The organism is Amycolatopsis solani (assembly GCF_033441515.1).
Taxonomy (GTDB): Bacteria; Actinomycetota; Actinomycetes; order Mycobacteriales; family Pseudonocardiaceae; genus Amycolatopsis; species Amycolatopsis solani.
In genome coordinates this window covers 2,056,285-2,074,253 of sequence record NZ_JAWQJT010000003.1, presented here as the reverse complement: position 1 = coordinate 2,074,253, position 17,969 = coordinate 2,056,285, and the positions used below count along the sequence as shown (strand labels likewise).

Sequence of the window (17,969 nt, the reverse complement as noted above, 5' to 3'; positions counted from 1 at the left end):
GCCACGGGTCACGCCGGCGTGGCCACCCGCACCTCCTGCGTCTCCGCGGTCGGCTCGGCCCAGCTCATCAGCTGCCCGGCCGCGCTCTCCAGCGCCGCCAGGTCCCGCTTCGGCAGCTTCTCGAACGGCGTCAGCTCGACCACCGCCGCCTTCTTCGCCGTCTTGATCTCCCAGAAGCCGCGGACGAACCCGCCCACCAGCAGCGTGCCCTTGACCAGCCCGTTCTGCGTGATGACCCGCTTGCGGTAGTCGTCGGAGATCACCCGCGTCCGGTCCGCGTAGGACAGGATCGTCTGGTCGAACGGCCCCAGCAGCCGCGGCGGGGCCGGCACGTCGGGATCCGGCACCGTCAGCTCCGGCAGGTCCAGCAGCTCCCGCCCGTCCGGATCGCGGTAGCGCCGCAGGTCCATCGAAGCGGCCGCCTCGCCGAGCCGCGTGATGCCCGCCCACGCCTGGACGTCCGCCACGGACGCCGGGCCGAACGCCCGGAGGTACCGCGCGATCAGCGAAGCGGGCGAGGGCGGCGAAAGCGGCGAGCCGACCCACTCCTCCAGGCACGCGTACGTGGTCTGCCCGGCCTTGCCCCAGATCGCCCGCGGCGGGGTCTGCACCAGCGGCAGCCGGGCCCGCGCCAGGTGGGTCAGGGACGCCGCCGGGACGTCCCACCGCCGGGCCAGCTCCGCGCCGAGTGCCGTGCTCGACAACGCCGAGCGCGCGAGCAGCTCACGCGCCGCCGTGGCGACCTCGGCGTGGTCCAAGCCGGCCAGCGGCGCCGCGTGCTGGGTGTTCGTCTTGAGGTCGCGCTCGTACAGCACCTGGACCACCGGCCGCCACGCCAGCGCGTCCGCCGCCGTCACCAGGTGGACCGTGCCGCGCATCAGCGCGATCCGGACCACCTGCCTGCTTTCCAGCAGCGCGGCCAGGTCCGCCTGCCGGAAGCCGTGCAGCCGCGCCCACAGCGCGTAGTACGGCGGGAACGGCGCCTGCGCCTGGAGCCCGGCCAGGTGCTCCACCGCCGCCAACGCGGACAGCTTCGCGCGGCGGAGCAGCAGCTGGCGCTCCAGCGTCGCCCGGTTCAGGGCCCGTCGGCTCAAGGTCTCCACGGCGCTCACCCTAACGATCACCCCGGACAGTTCCGGTCCTCGATTGCACGCCGAAAGCGCGTGATCCATACTTCCGGCCATGGCCGAGCTCGCCGCGCCCGCCGTCGGCGATTGGGACTTCCCGCGCGGCACCGCGAGCATCGAACTGATGACCCGGTTCGCCGCCGAACGCGGCCTGCCCGCGGACCAGCTGCTGGCCGCGACGACGTTGTCCCCGGAGCTGCTCACCGACGCGGGCGTCCAGGTGGACGCCCGTCAGGAACTGGCCGTCGTCCGGGCGCTGAGCGAACTGGACGGTTCGGACGCGACGGCGCTGGAGCTCGGGAGCCGGTACCGCGTCACCACCTTCGGCATCTTCGGCTTCGCCTGCATCAGCAGCCCGACGCTGCGCGACGCGATGCTGTTCTCGTTGCGCTACTTCGACCTCAGTTTCGCGTTCTGCATCCCGCACGTCACGCTCGAGAGCGACCGCCTGACGCTCGAGCTCGACGACACGCGCGTCCCCGCCGACGTCGCCCGTTTCCTCGTGCTGCGCGACCTCGCCGCCATCTTCACCGTCATGCGCGACCTGCTGCCGGAAATCGCGCTGGACGACCTGAGCTTCCGGCACGAGCCGGCCGAGGTGGACGCCTACCTGAAGACGTTCGGGCTGCGGCCGCGCTTCGGTGCCGAGGCCTGCCGCGCGACGCTCGATCCGGCGCTGCTGCTGCTCCCGTTGCCGCAGGCCAACGACCAGACCGTCGCGCTGTGCGCCGCGCAGTGCGAGGCGCTGGTTGCCCGGCGGCGGCAGCGCTCGGGCATCTCCCAGCAGGTCCGCGAACGCCTGGTCCGCCTTGGCGGCGTCGACGCCGGCATGGACGAGATCGCCCGTCAGCTCACCCTCAGCACGCGGACGCTGCGCCGCCGCCTGACCGAAGCGGGCACGAGCTACCGGGCGCTGGTCGACGAAGTCCGCCACACGCTGGCCGAAGAGCTGCTCGACACCGGCGTGCTGTCGGTCGAGGACGTCGCCTACCGGCTCGGGTACGCCGAGGCGTCGAGCTTCATCTACGCGTTCAAGCGCTGGACCGGGATGACGCCGGCGGCGTTCGCCCGCCGTTTTCGCGCCGCTCGGCAAGCACCGCCGGGTAGGTGAGCTTCAGCAGGTTCAGGATCGAGTCGGTGAGGAAGGTGCGCAGGGCCGCGCGGTCGAGCGTGCCGCGGATCAGCCACTCGCGCGACGCCGCGCGCAGCATCCCGCCGAACGACCGGATCATCGCGCGCAGCTCTTCGCGGCCGTCGGTCACGCCGCTCATCAGCGCGGCCTCCAGGACGCGGTCGGCGGCGATCTCGTCCGCCTCCAGCATGATCCGCTCGATTTCGGGGTCGCGCCCGGCCGACTCGGGCCCGATGACGGTCAGCCACGCGTCGCGGTTGCGGTCCACGACGTCGATCCAGCGTTCGACGCCGATCGCCAGCCGCTGCTCCATCGTGGTGTCCGGCAGCGCTTCGGTGACCGGCGCGGGCACGATCATCAGCTGCCGCACGACTTCCAGGTAGAGCTCGCGCTTGCCGCCGAAGTAGTGGTTGATCAGCGGGCGCGCCACCCCGGCGGCCTCGGCGATGTCCGAAGTGGACACCGACGCGTAGCTGCCCGCCCCGAACAGGTGCCGGGCGGCGGCGAGGATCTCCGCGCGCCGTTCGGCCGGTTCGAGGCGGCGGCGCCGCGGCCGGGTCCCACTGGTCATCCGCTCAGCCTCGCGGGGGATCGGCACGCTGTCAACAAGTAGTTGACCGCTTGTCAAGAGGGGTGGCTCCGGGAGCGGGCCGGGGGTGTTTCACGCCAACCTTTGTCGTTACGCAACCGGAACAACCCGCAGGTAACTCCCCGGCACCCGGATGCGACGAGACGGCAGGGACCCGCGACCGGGGGCAGGAGCCGATGACCGAAGAAGACGCGCCGATCCGGCCGGCCGGACGCTGGGTCAGCGTCCGCCTGCAGCATCGCCACGTCAGCTTCGACGAAGGGTGCGAAGCCGAAGAGCCGCCACCGGACGGCGACAGTGCGGACGAGGCCTCACTGTCCTATTCCGGCATCGTGATCACCGGCTACGACGAAGGTGAGAAAGTCTCCGAGCAGTGGATCCCGCTGGGCGTCGACCCGTCCGAAGCGGACGACGAGCGGCTGATCGAGCAGCTGCGCGAAGCCCTGCTCTGGCAGGCGGGCCGCCCACCACAAGCCGCCGGCGAGTAAAGCTCGTGAGTGTTTAGGAGGGTTCTAACCCTCCTAAACACTCACGAGCCGGTGCGCAGGCCTTCGAACGCCACCTTGCACACCGCGTCCGCGACCTCTTCGGCGGAGGAGCCCCGCCGGGGCCGGTACCACTCGATCAGCGAGTTGACCATGCCGAAGACGAGCCGGGCGGTCACCGCCGGGTCGACGTCGGGGCGGATGTCGCCCTCCGCCGCCGCCTGCTTGACCAGGTCCGTCACCAGGCGGTCGAATTCGCGCCGCCGGGTCAGCGCGGCGCGCTCCACCTTCGTGTTGCCCCGCACACGCAGCAGCAGCGTGACGAACGGGAGCCGCTCGGCGAGGACCAGGACGCTGCCGCGGACCAGGTGCTCCAGCCGGTCGATCGCGGGGCCGTCGAGCCGGTCGGTCGACTCCGCCACCTCGAACAGCCCGTCCAGCGCCCGGTCCACCGACAGCCGCAGCAGTTCTTCCTTGCTGGGGACGTGGTGGTAGATCGCCGACTTCGTGATGCCGAGCTTGCGGGAGAGGTCCTCCATGCTCGTGCCGTCGTAGCCGCGTTCGTTGAACAGCTTCACCGCCACCTGCAGCAGCGATTCGAGGTCGTAGCCGGGCCGCCCGCGGCGGGGCGCGGTCACGGCGTCTCCCGCTGGTCGACGATCCGCCGCATCTTGCCCATCGACCGCTCGAGGGTGTCCGGGTCGACGACGTCCACCGACACGGTCACGCCGACGCCGTCCTTGACGCCCGAGACCAGCGAGGCGGCCGCCTGCTCCCGGGCAGCGGCCGAAGCGTCGTGGCGCGCCTCGACCAGCACGGTCAGGTGGTCGAGCCGTCCGCGCGTGGACCGGACGAGCTGGAAGTGCGGGCTCAGCCCCGCGGTCCGCAGCACGATCTCCTCGATCTGCGTCGGGAAGACGTTGACCCCGCGCAGGATGATCAGGTCATCGGTGCGGCCGGTGACCTTGTCCATCCGCCGGAACGCCGGCCGGGCCGTGCCGGGGCGCAGCGCCGTGAGGTCGCGGGTGCGGTAGCGGATGATCGGCAGCGCCTGCTTGGTCAGCGACGTGAACAGCAGCTCGCCGGTCTCGCCGCTGTCCAGCACGTGCTCGTCGAAGGGGTCGATCACCTCGGGGTAGAAGTGGTCCTCCCAGATGTGCAGGCCGTCCTTCGTCTCGACGCACTCCTGCGCGACGCCCGGGCCCATCACCTCGGACAGCCCGTAGATGTCGACGGCGTCGAGCGCGAACCGCTCCTCGATCTCCGCGCGCATCTGCTCGGTCCACGGCTCGGCGCCGAAGATGCCGACCTTCAGCGACGAAGATCGCGGGTCGACGCCCTGGCGCTCGAACTCGTCGAGCAGCGTGAGCATGTACGACGGCGTGACCATGATGACCTCGGGCTTGAAGTCCGTGATCAGCTGCACCTGCCGCGCGGTCATGCCGCCCGAGGCCGGGATCACCGTGCAGCCCAGCTTTTCCGCGCCGTAGTGCGCGCCGAGCCCGCCGGTGAACAGGCCGTAGCCGTAAGCGACGTGCACCTTGTGCCCCGGACGGCCCCCGGCGGCGTGGATCGACCGGGCCATCACCGTCGCCCACGTGTCGATGTCCTGCTCGGTGTACCCGACGACGGTCGCCTTGCCGGTGGTGCCGCTGGAGGCGTGGATGCGGCGGATCTGGTCCTGCGGCACGGCGAACATCCCGAACGGATAGTTCTCGCGCAGGTCCTGCTTGGTGGTGAACGGGAACTTCGCCAGGTCGGCGAGCTCCTTGCAGTCGTCGGGGTGGACGCCTGCCGCGTCGAACTTCCGCGTGTAGGCGGGCACGTTCGCGTAGGCGTGCCTGAGCGTCCACTGCAGACGTTCCAGCTGCAGGGCGGCCAGCTCGTCCGCGCCGATGTTCGCCTCGATCATGGTCAGTCCCGTTTCGCGGAGATGGCGCGGCTGCGGCCGCGGAATTCGGCGACGACCTCGGGGCCGCCGGGGGTCTCCCGGTGCACGGTGACGTCGTAGATGCCGTTGCGGCCGTAGCGGGTGCGCTCGGTGGCCGTGGCGACGAGGCGGTCGCCGAGCCGGCCGGCCGCGACGAACGAGATTTCGGCGCCCGCGGCGACCGTCACCGGCCCGTGGGTGTTGCAGGCGCAGGCGAAGGCGGTGTCGGCGAGTAGGAAGACGTACCCGCCGTGCGCGATGTCGTGGCCGTTGACCATCGCGGCGGTGATCGTCATGGTCGCGACGGCCCGCCCTTCGCCGGCTTCGACCAGCTCGATGCCCAGCGCGCGCGACGCCTCGTCGGCGGCGAACATGGTGTGCGCGGCGTTGGTCATTCGTCCTCCGTGCCTGACTTACCGAATGGACGGTCACCTGGCGTGTCGCTCAGTAAAGGCAGTGGCCCGGCCGGTGTCAAGCGTCCACCCCTTCCGATCTCGGGGCCCGGCGGCTACCATGCAAATAACTGAACGTCCGGTAGGTAATTCGGTGGAGGTCGGGACCTGATGGCAGTGCTGCGCAGCTACGTCTCCGGGAAGTGGCACACGGCGGACGACGGCGTCCCGCTGCACGACGCGGCCACGGGCGAGGAGGTCGCCCGCATCTCGTCGAAGGGCGTCGACTTCGCGGGCGCGCTGGAGTACGGCCGCCGGGTCGGTGGCCCGGCGCTGCGCGAGCTGACGTTCCACCAGCGTGCGGCCCTGCTGAAGGCGCTGGCCTCGCACCTGCGTGAGCACCGCGAAGAGCTGTACGCGCTCTCCGCGCGCACTGGCGCCACGCTGGGCGACTCGAAGTTCGACATCGACGGCGGCATCGGCGTCCTCTTCAGCTACGGCTCGAAGGGCAAGCGCGAGCTGCCGAACGACACCGTCTACGTCGAGGGCGCCGTCGAACCCCTGAGCAAGGGCGGCACGTTCGTCGCCCAGCACATCGCGACGCCGCTGCGGGGCGTCGCCGTCCAGATCAACGCGTTCAACTTCCCGGTGTGGGGGCCGCTGGAGAAGTTCGCGCCCGCCTTCCTCGCCGGCGTCCCGAGCCTGGTCAAGCCGGCCAGCTCGACGGCGTACCTCACCGCGCGGCTCGTCGAGCTGATCGTCGAGTCCGGGATCCTGCCCGAGGGCTCGCTGCAGTTCGTCGCGGGCAGCGTCGGCGACCTGCTCGACCACGTGACCGCGCAGGACCTGGTGTCCTTCACCGGCTCGGCGTCGACCGCGCAGAAGCTGCGGGCGCACCCGGCGATCATCCGCAACGCCGTCCGCTTCAACGCCGAGGCCGACTCGCTGAACTGCTCGATCCTCGGCCCGGACGCCGTGAAGGGGACGACCGAGTTCGACCTGTTCGTCAAGCAGCTGACCACCGAGATGACGGTCAAGGCGGGCCAGAAGTGCACCGCCATCCGCCGCGCGTTCGTCCCGGCTTCGCTGCTGGACGACGTCGCCGAGGCGGCCTCCGCGCGGCTCGCGAAGGTGACCGTCGGCAACCCCACCGCCGAGGGTGTCCGGATGGGGGCGCTGGCCAGCCTGGAGCAGCGCGAGGAGGTCCGGCGGTCGCTGAAGGCGCTGCTGGACGCCGGCAGCGTCGTGTTCGGCGACCCGGAAAACGTCTCCGTGGTCGACGCGGACGCCGAGCGCGGCGCGTTCATTTCCCCGGTGCTGCTCAAGGCCGACCCGGAGCGCTCGGAACCGCACGAGGTCGAGGCGTTCGGCCCGGTCTCGACGCTGATGCCGTACACGTCCACCGAGCAGGTCGTCGACTTCGCCGCGCGCGGCGGCGGCAGCCTGGCGGGCTCGATCGTGTCCGCCGACAAGGAGTTCGTGCGCGACGTCGTCCTCGGCGCGGCGCCGTTCCACGGCCGCCTGCTCGTCCTGGACGCCGAGGACGCGAAGGAATCCACCGGGCACGGCTCGCCGATGCCGCAGCTGGTCCACGGCGGTCCCGGCCGCGCCGGTGGCGGCGAGGAGATGGGCGGCATCCGCGGCGTGCTGCACCACATGCAGCGCACGGCGGTCCAGGGCTCGCCCGCGGTGCTGTCCGCGGTGACCGGCCGCTGGGTCACCGGCGCGCCGCGGACCGAGGGCGACGTCCACCCGTTCCGGAAGTCACTGGCCGAGCTGCGCATCGGCGACTCGGTGACCGCCGGGCCGCGCACCGTCAGCCAGTCCGACGTCGATCACTTCGCCGAGTTCACCGGCGACACGTTCTACGCCCACACCGATCCCGCGGCCGCGGCCGCGAACCCGCTGTTCGGCGGCATCGTCGCGCACGGCTACCTGGTCGTCTCGTTCGCGGCGGGCCTGTTCGTCTCGCCCGAGCCGGGCCCGGTGCTGGCCAACTACGGCCTGGAGAACCTGCGGTTCCTGACGCCGGTCAAGGTCGGCGACTCGCTGACCGTGACGCTCACCGCCAAGCAGATCACCCCGCGGATCGACCAGGAGTACGGCGAGGTCCGCTGGGACGCCGACGTGACCAACGCCGACGGCGAGTCCGTCGCGAAGTACGACGTCCTGACGCTGGTTTCGAAGGAGCAGCCGTGACCGCCACCTTGCCCGAGACCGAACTCGAGGAGCTCTTCGAGGCGACGATCGAGCGCGACCAGCGGATCGAGCCGCGCGACTGGGTGCCCGAGGGCTACCGCAAGACGATGATCCGGCAGATCGCGCAGCACGCGCACTCGGAGATCATCGGCATGCAGCCCGAGGGCAACTGGATCACGCGCGCGCCGTCGTTGCGGCGCAAGGCGATCCTGCTGGCCAAGGTCCAGGACGAGGCCGGCCACGGCCTCTACCTGTACTCCGCGGCGGCGACGCTGGGCGCCGACCGCGCGGACCTGACCGACAAGCTGATCACCGGCCGGCAGAAGTACTCGTCGATCTTCAACTACCCGACGCTGACCTTCGCCGACGTCGGCGTGATCGGCTGGCTGGTCGACGGTGCGGCGATCTGCAACCAGGTGCCGCTCTGCCGGTCGTCCTACGGGCCGTACGCGCGGGCGATGATCCGGATCTGCAAGGAAGAGTCGTTCCACCAGCGGCAGGGCTACGAGCTGCTGATGACGATGATGCGCGGGACGGACCAGCAGCGGGAGATGGTCCAGGAGGCCGTGAACCGCTGGTGGTGGCCGTCGCTGATGATGTTCGGCCCGCCGGACGCCGATTCGCCGAACACCGCGCAGTCGATGGCGTGGAAGGTCAAGCGGCACACCAACGACGAGCTGCGGCAGCGGTTCGTCGACATGTCGGTGCCGCAGGCCGAGGCGCTCGGCGTGACCTTCCCGGATCCCGATCTCAAGTGGAACCCCGACCGGGGGCACTACGACTTCGGCGCGGTCGACTGGGACGAGTTCAAGAACGTGCTGAAGGGCAACGGCCCGTGCAACGCGTCGCGGATCGCGCACCGGCGTCGCGCGCACGAAGACGGCGCCTGGGTCCGCGAAGCCGCGGTGGCGCACGCTGAGAAGAAGGGTTCGCGATGAAGCACGACTGGCCGTTGTACGAGGTGTTCGTCCGGGGCAAGCGCGGGCTGAACCACGTGCACGTCGGCTCGCTGCACGCGGCCGACGACGAGATGGCGCTGCACCACGCGCGTGACCTCTACACCCGCCGCAACGAAGGCGTGTCGATCTGGGTCGTCCGCGCGGCGGACATCACGGCGTCGTCGCCGGACGAGAAGGACCCGTTCTTCGCGCCGAGCGGCGACAAGGTCTACCGGCACCCGACGTTCTACGACATCCCCGAGGAGGTGCCGCACATATGAGTTTCGACAACGTCTACGAGTCGCTGACCGAGGAGAACGACGCCCGCTGGGCGTTCGGCACCGGCTTCGAGGACCCGCTGTCCGGAGTGGACACCTCGGTGCCGTCCGGGGTGGACGGTGCCGCGCTGGCGGCGTACTGCCTGATGCTGGGCGACGACGCACTGATCTTCTCCCACCGGCTGCAGGAGTGGTGCACCAACGCGCCCGAGCTGGAGGACGAGGTGGCCATCGCGAACATCGGCCTCGACCTGCTCGGCCAGGCGCGGCTGCTGCTCGCGCGGGCCGGCAAGGCCGACGGGTCTTCGCGTACCGAAGACTCGTTCGCCTTCCTGCGCGCCGAAAACGAGTTCCGCAACGTCCGGCTCGCCGAGCTGGGCGGCGGCCACTTCGGGCACCTGATCGCGCGGCTGTTCGTGTTCTCGACGTGGCGGCTGGCGCTGCTGCAGCGGCTGGTGTCGTCGGTGGACCCGGTGCTGGCCGCGATCGCGGACAAGGGCGTCAAGGAGCTGACCTACCACCGCGACTACGCGGCGCAGTGGCTCGTCCGCCTCGGCGACGGGACGCCGTTGTCGCACGAGCGGATGCAGGAGGGCCTCGACGCGGTCTGGCCGTACGTCGGGGAACTGTTCCGCACGCACCCGCTCGAGCTGGTGGACGCGGCTTCGCTGCGGCCGGAGTTCGACGACGTCGTGGCGCAGGCCCTTTCCGCGGCGACGCTCGTGGTGCCTGCCGCCGGTGAACTGGCCGGCGTCTCGGGCCGCACGGGCCGCGACGGCGTCCACACCGAGGAGATGGGGTTCCTGCTGGCGGAGCTGCAGAGCGTGGCCCGGGCGATGCCGGACGCGAAGTGGTGACCGCGTCGGCGGTGGCTGCGACGGTCACCGACCCCGAACTGCCGATGCTGACCCTGGCGGACCTGGGCGTCCTGCGCTCGGTGGCCGAGGAGGACGGCCGGGTGGTCGTGGCGATCACGCCGACGTACACCGGCTGCCCGGCGATGGACACCATGCGCGACGACCTGGAGCACGCGTTGCTGTCGGCGGGTTTCGCGGACGTCGAGATCCGGACGCAGCTGGCGCCGGCGTGGACGTCGGACTGGATTTCGCCGGCGGGCCGCCGCAAGCTGGCCGAGGCGGGCATCGCGCCCCCGGGTGCGGCGCCGCGGCGCTCGGGCCCGATCCCGCTGACGCTGTCGGCTCCGGCCGCGCGGGTCACCTGTCCGCTGTGCGGATCCGGCGACACGGAGGAACAGTCCCGCTTCGGCGCGACGGCGTGCAAGGCGCTGCGGCGCTGCCGTTCGTGTGCCGAGCCGTTCGAGCACGTCAAGGAGATCTGAGGTGGCGTTCCATCCCCTGAAGGTCGCGGGTGTCACGCGGTTGTGCGACGACGCGGTCGCCGTGACGTTCGACGTGCCTCAGTCGCTGTCCGCCGAATTCGCGTTCAAACCGGGGCAGTCGCTGACCTTGCGCCGCTCGGTGGACGGCCGCGACGAGCGCCGGTCGTATTCGATCTGCGCGGCGGCGGGCACGGCCCCCCGGGTCGGCGTCCGCCTGGTCCCGGACGGTCTGTTCTCGTCGTGGCTGGTGAACGAGGTCCGCGCGGGCGACACGATCGACGTGGCCACGCCCGCCGGCTCGTTCACCCCCGACCTGGCGGCGGGCGGCCACCACGTCCTGATCGCGGCGGGCTCGGGCATCACCCCGGTCCTCTCGATCGTGGCCTCGTTGCTGGACACCCCGGACGCGACGGTGACGGTCCTGTACGGCAACCGCCGCACGGACACGGTGATGTTCGCGGACGAGCTGGCGGACCTGAAGGACCGCGCCCCGGCCCGGCTGGAGCTGATCCACGTGCTCTCGCGCGAGCCGCGCGAGGCGGAGCTGTTCACCGGGCGCCTGGACGTGCCGAAGCTGCGTTCCCTGTTCTCGTCGCTGATCCCGGTGTCCACTGTGGACCACTGGTGGCTGTGCGGCCCGTTCGAGATGGTGACGGGCGCACAGGAACTGCTGGCCTCCATGGACGTGCCGCGCGCGCGGATCCACCAGGAGCTGTTCTACGTCGACACGCCCCCTTCACCGGTGACGCACGAGGACCCGTCGGTGGCGGGGGAGTCTTCGGAGGTCCGGGTGGTCCTGGACGGCCGCTCGTCGACGATGACACTGCCGCGAACGACATCGGTGCTGGACGGCGCCCAGAAGTTCCGCCCCGACCTCCCCTTCGCCTGCAAGGGCGGCGTGTGCGGCACGTGCCGGGCCCGCGTGACGGACGGCAAGGTGGACCTGCGCCGCAACTTCGCGCTGGAGGAGGCCGAGGTGGCGGCGGGCTTCGTCCTGACGTGCCAGTCGTACCCGGTCTCGGAGGAGCTCACCGTCGACTTCGACGCCTGATCAGCGGGCCCGGCGACGGCGGCGGCGGGGCTTCGGCTCGGTCACCCGGTCCTCGGGGGCGGGCTCCTCGGGCGCCGCTTCCCGGGTGCTGGGGTCGGTCAGCCCCAGCATCTCCGCCGCCAGTTGCTGGGAGCTGGCGAACATGCCCGTCGGGGTCTCGGTCGACCGGCGCAGCGCGGCGGGGCGGAGGCGGTTGTAGCCGCGGACCGTCACCGGGCGGCGGACGCGGAGTTCGTACGCCTTCTCGTCCGCGAGCTCCGAAGCCAGTTCACGGTCGACCAGGATCGTGCCCGGGCGGGCCACCGACGTCAGGCGGGCCGCCAGGTTGACCACGGAGCCGTAGACGTCGCCGAAGCGGGAGAGGATGCGGCCCGAGGCCATGCCCGCGCGGACCGCCGGGAGGCTGTCGTCCGCCGACGTGCGCTCGGTCAGGGCCAGTGCGATCTCCGCCGCGTCGACCGCCGAGTCCGCGACGAACAGGACTTCGTCGCCGATCATCTTCACCACGCGGCCGTGGTGCTCGGCGATCACCTCGGTGGCCAGCGTCTCGAACGCGTCGAGGACCCGGCTCAGCTCTTCCTCGTCGATCTGGCGGGTCAGCCGCGTGTAACCCACCATGTCCACGAACCCGACGACCTGCGTGCGCGCCTCGACGTTGTCGCCCGCCGTCGCGAACGCGCGCCCGGCGTAGGCCGCCAGGTGGCGGCGCCAGACGAAGTTCTGGACCCGCTCCAGCTCCGGCAGCAGCCGGTCGACCAGGCGGGTCACCTGGCGCTCGCTGCGGCCCAGCTCCGGCTGCTCCCGGATCAGCTCCCACAGCATGTCGACCTGCCACTCGGCCAGCCGCGACAGGTGCTGCCCGAGTGCGCGCGTCACCGACACCTCGATGCTCGGGTCGATCAGCCCCGACTGGACCAGCTGGTCCGCCGTCCGCATGGCTTCGACGTCCGCGTCGGTGAAGACGACCTCGTCGTCGCGGACCGTCGCGAAGCCCAGCGCGCGCCAGAGCCGGCGTGACCGTTCTTCGGGCACGCCGGCTTTTTCGGCCACTTCGAGCCGGGTGTACTTCCGCCTGCCGCCGAGCAGGACGCGTTCGAGCCGCTGCTGAAGCTCCTCGCTCGGGTCGGTCACGGCTCAGGTCGTGTGGACGATCAGCACGTCCACGCCGGACTTGCGGGCCACCTCGGACGGCACCGAGCCCAGGATCCGGCCGGCGATCGTGTTCAGCCCGCGGTTGCCGACGACCAGCAGGTCGGCCTCGCGCTCCTTGACCACCTTGCGCAGCGAGTCGACCGGGTCGCCCTTGACGGCGACCGTGTCGATCTTCTGCGCGCCCGCCTTGGTCGCGCGGTCCCGCGCCGACTGCAGGGTGTCTTCGGCCGGGGCCGAGCCGACGACCTGGTACGCCTCGTCACCGAGGGCGTCCTGGGCCTTGTCGACGTCGGATTGACTGGCCGGGTAGAACGCACACGCGATGACGAGCGTGGCGCCCGCGTCGCCGGCCACCGCCGCCGCGCGGTCCACCGCCGCGAACGAGGACTCCGAGCCGTCCGTGCCCACCACCACGGTCCGATATGCCGCACCCATGCGCAAAACCTCCACGTGATCCCGCGTGAGCAGGGACGATAACCGGTCGGCAGCGACCGCGCAGGCTCGTCCGCGCCCGTGTCCCGTGGAAGGTTACTCGCCAGTCGCTTTCTGCGCTCCGCTTGCCCGCGGAGTCGGCTTGGGAGCCGGCTTGGGGGCCTGCTTGGGCTTCGGCACGTCGGACGCCTTGATCCGGATGGTTTCCTCGACGTCGCTCACCGGCGTCGTCTTCTCGGTGTCGGCCACCGGCTTCTCCGGCTTGAGGTCGGACGCCTTCAGGTCGGCCGTGACGTCCGCGGGCACCTTGATCTCGTCGCCGAGGACGGTGTGCGCCTCGGCCAGCACGGCGCGCGCCGCGCGGACCTGCTCGGCCAGCCCGCCGCGGACCTTGCGCAGCGCGTCGACCCGCTCGTTGGCCTGGGTGATCCGCCGGTTCGACTCGTCGGTCGCCGTCGTCACGCGGCGGCGCGCCTCGTCGGCGGCCTCCGCGAGCCGGGCGTTCGCCTCGGTGATCGAGTCCTGGCGGCGCTTGTTGGCCTCCGCGACCGACTCCCGCTGACGGCGGTCGATGTCGGCCTTGGTGGCCTTCTCCTCTTCGATGATCTTCGCGCGGATGTCGGCGGCGTCCTGCGTGGCTTCCTGGACGCGCCGCGCGGCTTCGGCCTTGCTCGCCGCCTCCTGCTCGGCCAGCACCCGCATCGCCTCGGTGCGCCGCGCCGCCATCGCGATCTCGAAGTCTTCTTCGACCTTGGTGCGGCGGTCCTGCGACTCGGTGTCGAGCCGCTTGCGCTCCGCCTCGGCCTTGTCGGTGATGTCCTTGGCCTGCGCGCGGGCGTCCTCGAGCACCTTGCGGTGCTCCGCCTCCATCTCCTTGCGCCGCAGGTCGAGCTCGGTGAGCAGCTGCTCGTAGCGGGCGCGCATGGCGCTCGCGTCCGTCTCGGCCTTGGCCCGGATGTGGCCGGCTTCGGCCTCGGCGCGGGCGCGCGTGTCGGCGGACTCGTCCTGCGCCAGGCGCAGCATCCGCTGAAGTCGTTCGGAGAGGCCTTCGACGCTCGTCGGCGGCTGGGCGAGCCGGTCGACCTGCCCGCGCAGGTCCGCGATCTCGCCGCGCGCGATCTCCAGCTGGCGCGCCAAGTCGCCGGCCTGCGCGATGGCGGCGTCCCGGTCCGCGGTGAGCATCTTCAGGTCGGCGTCCAGCCGTTCGAGGTGCTCGTCGACCTGTGCTCGGCTGTACCCGCGCTTCGCCACGTCGAAGCCGGCTCCCAGCGGCACAAGCTCCCGTTCATCGCCAAGGCTCATGGGGCCTACCGTAGTCGCAGCCGGGTCACGGAAGGGTGAGCACCCGTGCGGTGCGCCGAACGAGCGGCGTGGTGCGGCGAGAGGATCTTGCCGCACGCAGGCGACCCCCGGCCCGGGATCGCCTGCGTACGGCCGGTTTCAGGCGCCGCGGAAGGCGTTGATCCCGTCGATGTGCTTCGCGCGCTTCTCTTCGTCCCGGACGCCGAGGCCCTCCTGCGGCGCGAGCGCGAGCACGCCGACCTTGCCCTGGTGCGCGTTGCGGTGCACGTCCAGCGCGGCCTGCCCGGTCTCTTCGAGCGAGTAGGTCTTGGACAGCGTCGGGTGGATCAGCCCCTTCGCGATCAGCCGGTTCGCCTCCCACGACTCGCGGTAGTTCGCGAAGTGGGAGCCGATGATCCGCTTCAGGTTCATCCAGAGGTAGCGGTTGTCGTACTGGTGCATGTACCCCGACGTCGACGCGCAGGTGACAATCGTCCCGCCCTTGCGCGCGGCGTAGACGGACGCGCCGAAGGTTTCCCGGCCCGGGTGCTCGAACACGATGTCCGGGTCGTCGCCGCCGGTCAGCTCGCGGATCTTCGCGCCGAAGCGCTGCCATTCCTTCGGGTCCTGCTCGGTGTCGCTCTTCCAGAACTTGTAGTCCTCGGCGCTGCGGTCGATGATCAGCTCGGCGCCGAGCTTCCGGCAGATGGCGGCCTTCTCCGGGCTGGACACGACGCACACCGGGATGGCGCCACCGTTCAGCGCGTACTGCGTCGCGTAGGAGCCGAGGCCGCCCGAAGCACCCCAGATCAGGACGACGTCGCCCTGCTTCATGTCCGCGCCGTTGCGCGAGACGAGCTGCCGGTAGGCGGTCGAGTTGACCAGCCCGGGGGAGGCGGCTTCCTCCCAGGTCAGGTGGTCCGGCTTCGGCATCAGCTGGTTGGCCTTGACCAGCGCGATCTCGGCGAGGCCGCCGAAGTTCGTCTCGAAGCCCCAGATCCGCTGCTCGGTGTCGAGCATCGTGTCGTTGTGCCCGTCCGGGCTCTCGAGCTCGACGTTCAGGCAGTGCGCGACCACCTCGTCGCCCGGCTTCCAGTTGTGCACGCCGACGCCGGTGCGCAGCACGACACCGGACAGGTCCGAGCCGACGACGTGGTAGGGCAGGTCGTGCCGCTTGGCCAGCGGCGAGAGCTTGCCGTACTTCTTCAGGAACTTGAACGTGGGGATCGGCTCGAAGATCGACGTCCACACGGTGTTGTAGTTGATCGCGCTCGCCATCACCGCGACCAGCGCCTCACCGGGGCCCAGCTCGGGCACGGCGACCTCGTCGACGTGCAGCGACTTGCGCGGGTCCTTGTCGCGGCTCTCGAGGCCCTCGAACATGTCGACCTCGCTCGCGTGCACGGTCACCCCGCGATAGCTCTCGGGCACGGGCAACGAGCCGAGCGCGGCGGACTCGCCGTTCAGGATGGCCTGCTGGATCTCGCCGAGCTGCGTCATTGATTTCCTCCGGGGTCAACGGCGTTGGCGGCAGAAATTACTCGCCGGTAACTCGCGGACACAACTGTACGAGACGGACAGCACGATTACACGCCGAACTGTGACCGGCCTATCTTGACCGGTTGGCCAGTCAAGCGGATCATCGGCGGTGGGTACACCCACCCGACCAGCAGTTTCACCGACGGAGGTGAGCACGAATGAGTGAAGTCTCTACGCGCGCATGGGCCCGGCCGCACGATTGGGCCGAGGTCGTCATCGGGGTGGTCGCCGCTCTTTCACCCCTTTGGCTGAGCACGGACTCGACCGCGATGTGGACGATGGTCGTCCTGGGCGCCTTGATCGCACTCGACGGCTTGGTCTCGCTGGCCATGCCGGGCATGGTCTACGGCGAAGGCATCCAGATCGCGCTCGGCGTACTGCTGTTCATCGCGCCGTGGGTGATGGGGTACACCGAGTTCAACGGCGCTTCCTGGACGTCCTGGATCGCCGGGGTGCTGACGGTGATCGCCGGCGCGGCAGCGATGCCGGTCGCGACCGCCGCGCACCGCACGGCCGGTCAGCACTGACGCTGTAGGAGGCACGAATGACCGAGGATTCGGCGAAGGAGCGCATCCTCTGCGCCGCCGAGGCGCTCTTCGCCGAGTCCGGCTTCGACGCCACCCCGACCTCGCGGATAGCCGAGCGGGCCGGGGTGCCGAAGGGGCTGGTCCACTATTACTTCCGGCACAAGTCGGACCTGCTCACGGCGCTGGTCGCGCGCCTGCCCGACGAGCGCATCGAGCCGGCCGTGGTCGTCGTCCCCGGCGACCTGGCAGGCAGCCTCCGGCGGCTCGTCCGCGAACTCGACCACCGCTTCAGCCGGTCACTGGGGCTGTCGCACCTGCTGTGGCGCGAGGCCGACACCCACCACGTCGTCCGCGACGCCCTCCACGACCGCTTCCAAATCCTGGTCCGCCAGGTCCGCGCGGTAATCCTGGCGGCAACTGGCGGCGGCCTCCCGACCGCCGACGTCGACCGCGCGTCAGGCCTGCTGGCCCGCGCGGTCAGCCACCGCCACGCCACGGCCCGCCACTCGGACGACGACCTCCCCGCCGAGTTCGACGGCGAGCTGACCTTCATCGCCGACGCCCTGGCTTCGAAGGCGGCGCCGGCTTAGGGGTCGCGGGTTCGCGCGCTTGCGGGGTTCGGGCGCTCGCGGGGTTCGGGCGCGGACGTGCGGGCCCGCCCCGTCCCCGCCCCGGTCCCGCGGCGGCCCCGCGCCGGCCGTTCCACCTGCCCGGGCCCGCCCGGCCGCCACCCGCACGCGCTGCCGCGCCGGAGCCGCCGGGCGCGCGCCCGGATCTGCCTGGCTGCCGCCCACGCGGACCCGCCTGGGCCGCTCGGCCGCCACCTGCACGCGCGGACCCGCCTGGACCCCGCGCGGCCGTGGCCTGCAGGCGCGGGCGCGCCTGGTCGCCAAGTCGCGCCTCGCCGTCGCCCGCACGCGCGGACCTACCCGGGCCCGGCCGGTTGTCATCCGGGCGCGGGCCGGGCGGGCCGGAGTTGTTATGCCGGAACGGGTTCAGTGCGCGTTGCCGTCCTTTGCCGGCTCGACCAGTTCCACCAGGACGCCGCCCGCGTCCTTCGGGTGGACGAAGTTCACCCGGCTGTTGGACGTTCCCCGCTTGGCCGCCTCGTAGAGCAGGCGCAGACCCTGCTCGCGCAGGGCCGCCGCCGCCGCGTCCACATCGGACACGCGGTACGCCAGCTGCTGCAGGCCCGGGCCGCTCTTGGCCAGGAACTTGCCGATCGCCGAGTCGTCGCGCAGCGGGGCCAGCAGCTGGATCTGAGTCTCCGTGCCCGCGGTGCCGGGCGCGCGCAGCATCGCCTCCCGCACTCCCTGCTCCTCGTTCACCTCCTCGTGCGCGACCTCCAGGCCGAAGTGCGCGCGGTGGAACTCGATGGCCGCGTCCAGGTCAGGGACCGCGATGCCGACGTGGTCGATGGCCGTCACGAACGGCCGCAGGGCATCATTCATGGAGGCAGGATAGGGGCCCGCGCCACGGCGCCGAGGCGGAATCGTCGCGTGCCCCGCCTCACACTGGCTCCATCAAGAAGCCCACCTCCCGGGTATGGTCGGCGAAACTGCCCATGCGCCGATGCTT

20 protein-coding genes are annotated in these 17,969 nt (G+C 71.2%); 10 read left to right on the top strand and 10 right to left on the bottom strand.

Annotation, left to right across the window (positions count from 1 at the left end):
• Positions 1-8: 8 nt before the first annotated feature.
• Complete coding sequence (locus SD460_RS42285; protein ID WP_290058288.1) at positions 9-1,103, bottom strand: winged helix DNA-binding domain-containing protein; 1,095 nt, start codon at positions 1,101-1,103, stop codon at positions 9-11.
• Positions 1,104-1,182: 79 nt separating this feature from the next.
• Here SD460_RS42285 and SD460_RS42280 point away from each other — a divergent pair, with 79 nt between their 5' ends.
• Positions 1,183-2,238 carry an AraC family transcriptional regulator gene (locus SD460_RS42280; RefSeq protein WP_290058289.1) on the top strand — a complete coding sequence of 352 codons (1,056 nt, stop codon included), beginning with the start codon at positions 1,183-1,185 and terminating at the stop codon, positions 2,236-2,238.
• Here SD460_RS42280 and SD460_RS42275 read toward each other — a convergent pair.
• On the bottom strand, positions 2,159-2,830 hold the full coding sequence (locus SD460_RS42275) for a TetR/AcrR family transcriptional regulator (protein WP_290058290.1): 672 nt from the start codon (positions 2,828-2,830) through the stop codon (positions 2,159-2,161). The two genes, SD460_RS42280 and SD460_RS42275, sit on opposite strands and share 80 nt — an antisense overlap.
• A gap of 194 nt (positions 2,831-3,024) precedes the next feature.
• Between SD460_RS42275 and SD460_RS42270 the strand changes: the two genes are divergently transcribed.
• Positions 3,025-3,336, top strand: coding sequence for a hypothetical protein (locus SD460_RS42270; protein WP_290058291.1), 312 nt, complete (start codon positions 3,025-3,027; stop codon positions 3,334-3,336).
• A gap of 41 nt (positions 3,337-3,377) precedes the next feature.
• On the opposite strand, the gene SD460_RS42265 is transcribed toward SD460_RS42270, so the two are convergent.
• Genes SD460_RS42265 through paaI form a run of 3 tightly spaced genes read right to left on the bottom strand, consistent with a single transcriptional unit; the run spans position 3,378 to position 5,658 of the window.
• Positions 3,378-3,971, bottom strand: coding sequence for a TetR/AcrR family transcriptional regulator (locus tag SD460_RS42265; protein WP_290058292.1), 594 nt, complete (start codon positions 3,969-3,971; stop codon positions 3,378-3,380).
• Positions 3,968-5,245: a phenylacetate--CoA ligase PaaK gene (paaK, locus tag SD460_RS42260; RefSeq protein ID WP_290058293.1), complete on the bottom strand. Its 1,278-nt coding sequence runs from the start codon at positions 5,243-5,245 to the stop codon at positions 3,968-3,970. The genes SD460_RS42265 and paaK overlap by 4 nt, the downstream gene beginning before the upstream one ends.
• A gap of 2 nt (positions 5,246-5,247) precedes the next feature.
• Complete coding sequence (gene paaI, locus SD460_RS42255) at positions 5,248-5,658, bottom strand: hydroxyphenylacetyl-CoA thioesterase PaaI (RefSeq protein WP_290058294.1); 411 nt, start codon at positions 5,656-5,658, stop codon at positions 5,248-5,250.
• A gap of 168 nt (positions 5,659-5,826) precedes the next feature.
• Between paaI and paaZ the strand changes: the two genes are divergently transcribed.
• The 6 genes from paaZ to paaE are packed head-to-tail and all read left to right on the top strand — an operon-like array spanning position 5,827 to position 11,460.
• Complete coding sequence (paaZ, locus tag SD460_RS42250; protein ID WP_318307608.1) at positions 5,827-7,854, top strand: phenylacetic acid degradation bifunctional protein PaaZ; 2,028 nt, start codon at positions 5,827-5,829, stop codon at positions 7,852-7,854.
• Positions 7,851-8,792: a 1,2-phenylacetyl-CoA epoxidase subunit PaaA gene (gene paaA / locus SD460_RS42245; RefSeq protein WP_290058296.1), complete on the top strand. Its 942-nt coding sequence runs from the start codon at positions 7,851-7,853 to the stop codon at positions 8,790-8,792. The genes paaZ and paaA overlap by 4 nt, the downstream gene beginning before the upstream one ends.
• Positions 8,789-9,073 carry a 1,2-phenylacetyl-CoA epoxidase subunit PaaB gene (gene paaB, locus SD460_RS42240; protein ID WP_247025279.1) on the top strand — a complete coding sequence of 95 codons (285 nt, stop codon included), beginning with the start codon at positions 8,789-8,791 and terminating at the stop codon, positions 9,071-9,073. Before paaA ends, paaB begins: the two co-directional genes overlap by 4 nt.
• Positions 9,070-9,927, top strand: a complete 858-nt coding sequence (paaC, locus tag SD460_RS42235; RefSeq protein ID WP_290058297.1) for a 1,2-phenylacetyl-CoA epoxidase subunit PaaC — start codon at positions 9,070-9,072, stop codon at positions 9,925-9,927. The genes paaB and paaC overlap by 4 nt, the downstream gene beginning before the upstream one ends.
• Entirely contained in the window at positions 9,921-10,409 is a 489-nt protein-coding gene (gene paaD, locus SD460_RS42230; RefSeq protein ID WP_290058298.1) for a 1,2-phenylacetyl-CoA epoxidase subunit PaaD, read from the top strand. The genes paaC and paaD overlap by 7 nt, the downstream gene beginning before the upstream one ends.
• The gene (gene paaE / locus SD460_RS42225; protein WP_438860652.1) at positions 10,375-11,460 is read left to right on the top strand and encodes a 1,2-phenylacetyl-CoA epoxidase subunit PaaE; all 1,086 of its coding nucleotides are present in this window, start codon (positions 10,375-10,377) and stop codon (positions 11,458-11,460) included. The genes paaD and paaE overlap by 35 nt, the downstream gene beginning before the upstream one ends.
• Here paaE and SD460_RS42220 read toward each other — a convergent pair whose 3' ends face one another.
• The 4 genes from SD460_RS42220 to ccrA all read right to left on the bottom strand — a co-directional run bounded on the left by SD460_RS42220 (position 11,461) and on the right by ccrA (position 15,825).
• Positions 11,461-12,591 (bottom strand): adenylate/guanylate cyclase domain-containing protein, encoded by a 1,131-nt coding sequence (locus SD460_RS42220; RefSeq protein WP_290058301.1) that lies wholly within the window; start codon positions 12,589-12,591, stop codon positions 11,461-11,463. It abuts the gene before it with no gap.
• 3 nt (positions 12,592-12,594) lie between these two features.
• Complete coding sequence (locus SD460_RS42215) at positions 12,595-13,047, bottom strand: universal stress protein (protein WP_290058302.1); 453 nt, start codon at positions 13,045-13,047, stop codon at positions 12,595-12,597.
• A gap of 93 nt (positions 13,048-13,140) precedes the next feature.
• Positions 13,141-14,346: a coiled-coil domain-containing protein gene (locus tag SD460_RS42210; protein WP_318307607.1), complete on the bottom strand. Its 1,206-nt coding sequence runs from the start codon at positions 14,344-14,346 to the stop codon at positions 13,141-13,143.
• Between the two features lie 138 nt (positions 14,347-14,484).
• Entirely contained in the window at positions 14,485-15,825 is a 1,341-nt protein-coding gene (gene ccrA, locus SD460_RS42205; RefSeq protein ID WP_290058304.1) for a crotonyl-CoA carboxylase/reductase, read from the bottom strand.
• Between the two features lie 197 nt (positions 15,826-16,022).
• On the opposite strand from ccrA, the gene SD460_RS42200 reads away from it, so the two are divergent.
• Together SD460_RS42200 and SD460_RS42195 are read left to right on the top strand one after the other, a co-directional pair.
• Complete coding sequence (locus tag SD460_RS42200; RefSeq protein ID WP_290058305.1) at positions 16,023-16,391, top strand: SPW repeat domain-containing protein; 369 nt, start codon at positions 16,023-16,025, stop codon at positions 16,389-16,391.
• Between the two features lie 17 nt (positions 16,392-16,408).
• Positions 16,409-16,981: a TetR/AcrR family transcriptional regulator gene (locus SD460_RS42195; RefSeq protein ID WP_290058306.1), complete on the top strand. Its 573-nt coding sequence runs from the start codon at positions 16,409-16,411 to the stop codon at positions 16,979-16,981.
• Between the two features lie 405 nt (positions 16,982-17,386).
• Here the strand turns inward: SD460_RS42195 and mce are convergent, their stop codons facing one another.
• Positions 17,387-17,842 carry a methylmalonyl-CoA epimerase gene (gene mce, locus SD460_RS42190; protein WP_290061715.1) on the bottom strand — a complete coding sequence of 152 codons (456 nt, stop codon included), beginning with the start codon at positions 17,840-17,842 and terminating at the stop codon, positions 17,387-17,389.
• Positions 17,843-17,969: the final 127 nt, after the last annotated feature.